The following is a 7488-nucleotide window of genomic DNA, read 5'->3' on the forward strand; positions in this document are numbered from 1 at the left end:
ATGCTATAGGCCGAGGGTGACGCCGCCGCCCGCTCCCGCAACGCTTCCGCCGCTCTTCGCCGACTGGTTCGCCTCGCGCGGCTGGGCGCCCCGGCGCCACCAGCTCGAGATGATCGCGGCGGCGCAGGCCAGCTCGCACGCCCTGCTGGTCGCCCCGACCGGCGGCGGCAAGACCCTGGCCGGCTTCCTGCCCTCCCTGATCGAGCTGGCCGAACGCGGGCCCAAGCCGGAGACCGGTCCCGGCTCCGGCGTCCACACCCTCTACCTCTCGCCGCTCAAGGCCCTGACCACCGACGTCGAGCGCAATCTGATGACGCCGATCCGCGAGATCGGGCTCAACATCCACGTCGAAAGCCGCACGGGCGACACCAAACAGTCCAAACGCCAGCGCCAGCGCGACTTCCCGCCCGACATCCTGCTGACCACCCCCGAACAGCTGGCCCTGTTCTGCGCCTGGGACGGCGCGCCGTCGTATTTCGCCGATCTCAGATGCGTCGTGCTGGACGAGGTCCACGCCATCTGGAGCGGCAAGCGCGGAGACCTGCTGAACCTCGGGCTGGGGCGGCTGCAGAAATATGCGCCGCAGATGCGGAGGGTGGCGCTGAGCGCGACGGTCGACGACCCGGAGATGATCGCGGACTGGCTGAGGCCGGGTGCGCAAGCCCTCCCCCTCGATGGGGGAGGGTTGGGAGGGGGTGTATACGCCGGTCTCACGGAAGGTGGTGCGGGAGGCTTCGACGACGCCTCTCGTTCCGTATCCGGAGACGGTCCGGCTCCACCCCCATCCCCGACCCTTCCCCCATCGAGGGGGAAGGGAGGCGCTGTCGTCACCATCGTCCGCGGCGACCCCGGCGCCCCGCCCGTCGTCGACGTCCTGATCTCCGAAGGCCACGTCCCCTGGGCCGGCCACACCGGCCAGCACGCCATCCCGGAAGTCTACGACGCCATCCGCCGCTCGGGCATGACCCTGATCTTCGTCAACACCCGCTGGCAGGCCGAGTTCGTCTTCCAGTCGCTCTGGGCCATCAACGACGACAGCCTGCCGATCGCCCTGCACCACGGCTCCCTCGCCGCGGAACAGCGGCGCAAGGTCGAGGCGGCCATGGCGCGTGGCGACCTGCGCGCCGTGGTCTGCACCTCGACCCTCGACCTCGGCATCGACTGGGGCGACGTCGACCTCGTCATCCAGCTGGCCGCCCCGAAAGGCGCCTCCCGTCTCGTCCAGCGCATCGGCCGGGCCAACCACCGCCTCGACGAGCCCTCGCGCGCCCTGATGGTCCCGGCCAGTCGGTTCGAGATGCTGGAATGCCAGGCCGCCCGCGAGGCGGTGGCCGAGAACGCCTTCGACTGGGAGCCGGTCCACACCGGCACCCTCGACACCCTCGCCCAGCACGTCATGGGCTGCGCCTGTTCCGAGCCCTTCGCCATGGAGGATCTGTATGCTGAGATCACCGGCTGCGGTCCCTATCGCGGCCTGACGTACGAACAGTTCGAGGAGGTCGTCGATCTGGTCGCCACCGGCGGCTACGCCCTGCGCACCTACGAACGGTTCGCCCGCATCGTCCGCACCCGCGACGGCAAATGGAAGGCGCGCAACGCCCAGACCGCCCAGCGCCACCGCATGAACGTCGGCACCATCGTCGCCGCCGCGACCCTCAACGTGCGCATCGCCTCGCGCCGGGGCGGCGCCTCGAAACAGCTGATCGGCGGCCGCAAGGTGGGCGAGGCCGAGGAGAACTATTTCGAGCAGATGTCGCCCGGCGACACCTTCGTCTTCGCCGGCCAGGTCTGGGCCTTCCAGGGCATCAACGGCATGGACGCCCTCGTCACCCACGCCCAGGACAAGGACCCGAAAATCCCCTCATGGGGCGGCTCCAAATTCCCCATGTCGACGTCGCTGGCCGACCGCGTCCGCGCCATGATCCAGGACCGCGACCACTGGCGCGTCCTGCCCCCCGACGTGCAGGAGTGGCTGGAGCTACAGGAGGCGAAGTCCGCCATCCCCGACGAGGCCGCCCTGCTGGTCGAGACCTTCCCGCGCGGCAGCCGCCATTTCCTCGTCGCCTATCCCTTCGCCGGCGGCCTCGCCCACGGCACCCTGTGCATGCTGCTGACCCGCCGCCTCGACCGGCTCGGCGTCGGCCCGCTGGGCTTCGTCGTCACCGACTATTCCCTCGCCATCTGGTCGATCAAGCCGATGGACCGGCTCGACCTCGACGCCCTGTTCGAGCCCGACATGCTCGGCGACGACCTCGAGAGCTGGCTGGAGGAGAGCTTCATGATGAAGCGCACCTTCCGCAATTGCGCCCTGATCTCCGGCTTGATCGAGAAGCGCCAGCCGGGCAACGAGAAGACCGGCCGGCAGGTGACCTTCTCGACCGACCTGATCTACGACGTGCTGCGCCGCCATCAACCCGATCACCTGCTGCTCAAGACCGCCCGCGCCGACGCGGCCGCCGGCCTGCTTGACGTCGCCCGCCTCGGCCAGCTGCTGGCCCGCATCCAGGGCCATATCAAGCTGATGCGCCTCGAACGCCCCTCGCCCTTCTGCGTCCCCGTCCTCGTCCAGATCGGCCGCGAGCGCGTCGGCGGCGGACAGGCCGCCGAGATGATCCTCGACGCCAGCGCCTATGGCTTCGACGAGGAAGATCTGATCGCCGAGGTCATGGGCGACGCCCCGGCGGAGACGGTCCGGTGAACGCGGCCCTGCGCACCCTGCTGTCGCCCGCCCGCTGCCCCAGCGGCGGCCTGCGCGTCTCGATCGAGGGCGAGCCCTGCGTGCTGCGCTGCTCGGGCGCCCTGTGGGTGCTGAACCACCGCACCCTGATCGCCGCCGATCTGCATCTGGAGAAGGGCTCGGCCTTCGCCGCCCGCGGCCAGATGCTGCCGCCCTACGACAGCCGCGCCACCCTCGACCGGCTGGAAGCCGAGATCGACGCCCTCCAGCCCGCCGCGGTGGTCCTGCTCGGCGACAGTTTCCACGACGCCAAGTCCATCGGGCGCATGGCCCCTGACGACAGGGCCCGCCTCGACCGCCTCGCCGCCGGCCGCGACTGGGTCTGGCTGGAAGGCAACCACGACATCGCCGCCCTCGCCGGAAGCCTCGACGCTCTCCCGGGCGAGGTGGTCGAGACCCTCTCCCTCGGGTCGCTGAACCTGATCCACGAACCCCAACCGGGCGTGCAGCCGGGCGAGATCGCCGGCCACCTCCACCCCGCCGCCCGCGTCGCCGCCCACGGCCGCGGCGTCCGCCGCCCCGCCTTCGTCACCGACGGCCGTCGCGCCGTCCTCCCGGCCTTCGGCGCCTTCACCGGCGGCCTTGACGTGCGCGATCCGGCCATCGCCGGGCTGTTCGGGGAGCCGCCGCTGGCGGCGGCGCTGGGGGAGCGCAGGGTGCACGCCCTGCCGTGGGACAGGCTGAGTTAAGCCGGGTTGCGGTCCAGAGCCGGCCGGTTCTCCGCCGCCAGCATCGCGTCCGACGCCCCCTCGATCCGCTCTTCCAGCAGGCCCATGAACTCCGCCCGCTTCAGCCCGGCCGGGATCGCCGGCAGGAACTCATAGACCACCGTCCCCGGATACCGCCGGAACCCGTGCGCCGGCCAATGCACCCCCGAGTTCGTCGCCATCGGCACGCACGGGCAGTCGAGGTCCCGGTACAGCGCCGCGATCCCCGGCTTGTAGTCCGGCGCCGCCCCGACCGGCGTCCGCGTCCCCTCCGGGAAGATCAGGATCTGCCGCCCGTCGGCGAACCGCGTCCGCGCCTGTTTGACCATCTCCTTCAGCGCCTTCGAATGGGCCGAGCGGTCGACCGCGATCATCCCGGTCTTCCACGCGAACCAGCCGAAGAAGGGCAGGGGCCGCAGCTCCTTCTTCATGATGAAGCAGTTGTCCGGAAGGATGGCGAAGGGGGCGATCACGTCCAGCATGCTCTGGTGCTTGCCGGCGATCAGGGCCGCCCCCTCGGGCCGGTGCTCCAGCCCCCGGAACTCGACCTTCACCCCGGCGATCCAGCGCAGGCCGAACAGGCAGAAGCGCGACCACCCCCGGATCACCCACATGGCCTGCCGGTAGGGCATCAGCAGCGCCGGCGACAGGCCGACGGCGAACAGGGCCATCGACAGATACAGCCAGGCGACGAAGACGAGCGAGCGAAGGGCGGTCACCTCAGGCGGCCCCTTCGACCGGCGCATCGGGGGCCGCCGCGGCGGCCTCGCCGCGGACGTTGCCGATCAGGGCCCGGCCCAGGGCCGCGAGGTATTTCATGTATTCCAGCGTCATCCGCCGCGCCGTCACCGCCGCCCGCCACCAGCCCGAATCGTCCAGCGACGGCGTCTCCACCGCATAGGGCGTCAGCTCCAGCCCGGGCGCGGCGGCCCGGATCTCGGTCAGGGCGCGCGGCATGTGATAGTCCGAGGTCACCACGATCAGGCTGTCATAGCCCTTGGCGTCGGCCCAGGCGGCGATCTCCTGGGCGTTGCCGATGGTGTCCTCGGCCTCGAAGCCGAGGTCGACGCAGCAGTTGAACAGCTTGTTCGAGCCCGGCGTCAGGGCGCGCAGCTCCTGGCGGCGCACCTCGCGATTGACGCCGGAAATCAGCACGCGCGCGCCCTTGTCCTGCTCCAGCAGGCGGATGGCGGCGTTGACCCGCTCGGCCGAGGGGCCGGTCAGGGCCACGATGGCGTCGGCCCGGGCCGGCTCGGCGGCAGGGGTGAAGCCGCGCACCCGGTCGGCGAAGGCGAACAGGCCGACCAGCCAGATCAGGGCCACGATGGCGATGAAGGTCAGAAACTTCATGGCGTTAACCTAGCGACCGCCCCGCAGTCGCGCCAGCGCGGTCATCCGCGCCGCAACAAGCGCCACCGTAGCGGCCAGCAGGGGGCATGGCGAGAGCATCAGCACGTCGCTCCACGCCACGGGCAGGGCGGGGGTGACGCCGTCGGTCCCGCCCAGCAGCCTCAACCCCGCGACCAGGGCCATGGCCGCCAGCATTCCCGCCGCCCCGCCGCCGGCCGCCAGCAGGGCGTAGCGGGTCTGGTACAGGCCGGCGACCCGTCCGTCCGTGGCGCCGTTCAGGCTCAGCGTCTCGATCAGGCCCCGCTGCGCCGCCATCCCCGCCTGGGTCGCATAGACAATGGCCGCGCCCGCGCCCCCGGCGGTCAGCAGAAAGGCTGCGACGGCCAGGGCGGTGATCAGCGCCGCCGATCGCTCGACCTCGCCGCCCCACAGGCTGTGGTCGTCCACCGTGGCGTCGACCCCGGCCTCGGCCAGGGCCCGGCTCAGGCTCACCGCGCTGGCGGGGGCGTCGCGGTCCAGCCGCACCGTGACCAGATGGGGCAGGGGCAGGTCGGGCAACACCGCGTCCCCGACCCAGGGCCGCAGCAGGGCCTCGGCCGTCTGGCGGTCCATGGCCTCCGCCTCCTCGACGCCGTCGACCCCGGCCAGGGTCTGGGCCGCGCGCGCGGCGGCCTCGGCCCCGGTCTCGTCGACGCGGGGGCGGACCTGCACCGTCGCCTCGCTGCGCAGTTGCCGGGCCCAGCCGTGCGCGGCCCGGTCCGCCGACAGGGCCCCGACCGCGGACAGGCAGGCGAGGAAGCACAGCACGGCGATCACCGCCGCCAGCCACGGCTCGCCCCCGCCGTCGCGCGGCAGGATCGGGGCCCGGCCTGTCAGCCGGCCGATCATCCTTCGCCCCCGCGCAACCGGCCGCTCTCGAGCCGCAACACCGACGCCCCGGACGCCGCCGCCAGCGCGGCGTCGTGGCTGGCGATCAGCACCGTGGTCCCGAGCCGGTTCAGCGACTGGAACAGCTTCAGCAGCCGCTCGCCCATGGCGGCGTCGACGCTGCCGGTCGGCTCGTCGGCCAGGATCAGTTCGGGCCGTGTCACCACCGCCCGGGCGATGGCCAGCCGCTGCTTTTCGCCGCCCGACAGCGTCGGCGGCCGGTCATCCATCCGGTCGCCCAGACCGACCCAGTCCAGCATCTCCCCCACGTCGCCGGCGTAGCTCTCCCGTCTCGCCCCGGCCAGCCGCAGGGGCAGGGCGACATTGTCGAAGGCGGACAGGTGATCCAGCAGCCTGAAGTCTTGGAACACCATCCCCATCCGCCGCCGGAAGCCCGGAAGCGCCGACCGCGGCGACGCGCCCGCATCCTCGCCGAACAACTCGACGCTTCCGGCCGTCGGCCGCGCCGCCAGGGTCAGCAGATTCAGCAGTGTCGACTTTCCGGCCCCGGACGGCCCGGTAAGGAAGTGGAAAGAGCCGGCGGGCAATATGAGGTTAACGTCCCTCAGCACGTCCGGGTCGTCCGCATAGCCGAAGCTCACGCCCGAAAGGCGGACAGTGTCGGTCGCGGAGTCGGTAAGGGCGGCGCGGCGGGGCTGAACGGGCATCGATTTTGGGTCAAGGACGCGGCCGTGAAGCCGCGACGGGAGGGGGCGGAACGCCTCTCAGTCAGCGCACATGATACTGACCTGCCCGTCCTGCGCCACCAGCTATTTCACCCCCGACGAGGCGATCGGCCCCGGCGGCCGCACGGTGCGCTGCAAGAGCTGCAAACACACCTGGCGGGCCACGCTCGATGAGCCGCTGGAGCTGTCGGTCTCCCCGCCGGGGCTGGAGCCGACCAGCTTCGCCCGCCGCGACGACCCGCCGGCCGATTCGGTCGCCGAGTCCCTCGCCGAGACCCCGGCGCCGGAACTGCCCCGCGCCTTCCGCGCCCGCGCCGAGCAGCAGCGTCGTCTGCGCCGCGCCGCCGCCCATGGCGCGGTCTGGGCCGGAATCGCCTCCGGCTTCGCCGCCCTGCTGACCGCCGCCTGGCTGTTCCGGGTCGAGGTGGTGGAGATGGCGCCCCGCGCCGCCGCCGCCTACGCCGCCGTCGGTCTGACGGTGAATCCGACCGGGCTCGAGTTCGAGGCCGTGTCCGCCCGCGCCGCCCCCAACGACCCCGGCAAGGTTCTGATCTCCGGCGCGCTCCGCAACGTGCGCGACGAAGAGCGTATCGCCCCCCCGGTGCGGGTCGCCCTGCTGGACCGTCAGGGGGCCGAGATCGGCCACGCCGTAGTCCGCATCGACGCCGCCCCGGTCCTGCCCGGCAAGGTCCAGGGCTTCGCCGCCGTGATCGCCGATCCGGGCGCGCGCGGCCAGGGCATCGGCGTCGATTTCGTGCTGGACGCGCCCTCCGCCCGTTCCGCCAAACCCCACGCTCCCGCGACCGTCCGGGCCGACAGCCGCCGCGCCGCGCCGCCGGCCGTTCACGAACCGACGTCAGCCCCGTTGCATGAGGCCAGCGCAGCCGGCCTGCGCCCCGCCCTGGCGCCCGGATCGGCGGCGCCGATGGATATGCAGCCGATCGATGCGGTGCCGGTGGTGGACATCCATGGGGTCGAGGCGGTATCCGCCTCGAATGGCTGACTCCCCCAAGCCCACCGTTCTCCTGCCCGAAGCCGAGGTTCAGCGCATCGTCGCCGAACTGGCGGCGCAGATCGCCCC

7 protein-coding genes are annotated in these 7488 nt (G+C 72.1%); 3 read left to right on the forward strand and 4 right to left on the reverse strand.

All coding sequences use genetic code 11. The features are described from left to right. The first annotated feature begins 16 nt into the window (after positions 1-16). Entirely contained in the window at positions 17-2698 is a 2682-nt protein-coding gene (locus V6M45_RS08200; RefSeq protein ID WP_332655372.1) for a ligase-associated DNA damage response DEXH box helicase, read from the forward strand. Then, positions 2695-3426, forward strand: a complete 732-nt coding sequence (gene pdeM, locus V6M45_RS08205) for a ligase-associated DNA damage response endonuclease PdeM (RefSeq protein WP_332655374.1) — start codon at positions 2695-2697, stop codon at positions 3424-3426. Before V6M45_RS08200 ends, pdeM begins: the two co-directional genes overlap by 4 nt. Here pdeM and V6M45_RS08210 read toward each other — a convergent pair. The 4 genes from V6M45_RS08210 to V6M45_RS08225 are packed head-to-tail and all read right to left on the reverse strand — an operon-like array spanning position 3423 to position 6389. Next, positions 3423-4163 carry a lysophospholipid acyltransferase family protein gene (locus tag V6M45_RS08210; RefSeq protein WP_332655376.1) on the reverse strand — a complete coding sequence of 247 codons (741 nt, stop codon included), beginning with the start codon at positions 4161-4163 and terminating at the stop codon, positions 3423-3425. The two genes, pdeM and V6M45_RS08210, sit on opposite strands and share 4 nt — an antisense overlap. 1 nt (position 4164) lies before the next feature. After that, positions 4165-4794 carry a YdcF family protein gene (locus tag V6M45_RS08215; protein ID WP_332655377.1) on the reverse strand — a complete coding sequence of 210 codons (630 nt, stop codon included), beginning with the start codon at positions 4792-4794 and terminating at the stop codon, positions 4165-4167. A 9-nt stretch (positions 4795-4803) separates the two neighbouring features. After that, complete coding sequence (locus tag V6M45_RS08220; protein ID WP_332655378.1) at positions 4804-5682, reverse strand: cell division protein FtsX; 879 nt, start codon at positions 5680-5682, stop codon at positions 4804-4806. Then, positions 5679-6389, reverse strand: coding sequence for a cell division ATP-binding protein FtsE (locus V6M45_RS08225; protein WP_332655379.1), 711 nt, complete (start codon positions 6387-6389; stop codon positions 5679-5681). The genes V6M45_RS08220 and V6M45_RS08225 overlap by 4 nt, the downstream gene beginning before the upstream one ends. A 70-nt stretch (positions 6390-6459) precedes the next feature. Between V6M45_RS08225 and V6M45_RS08230 the strand changes: the two genes are divergently transcribed. Beyond that, positions 6460-7410: an MJ0042-type zinc finger domain-containing protein gene (locus V6M45_RS08230; RefSeq protein ID WP_332655381.1), complete on the forward strand. Its 951-nt coding sequence runs from the start codon at positions 6460-6462 to the stop codon at positions 7408-7410. Positions 7411-7488 lie beyond the last annotated feature (78 nt).

Source organism: Brevundimonas sp., from assembly GCF_036676055.1.
GTDB lineage: Bacteria > Pseudomonadota > Alphaproteobacteria > Caulobacterales > Caulobacteraceae > Brevundimonas.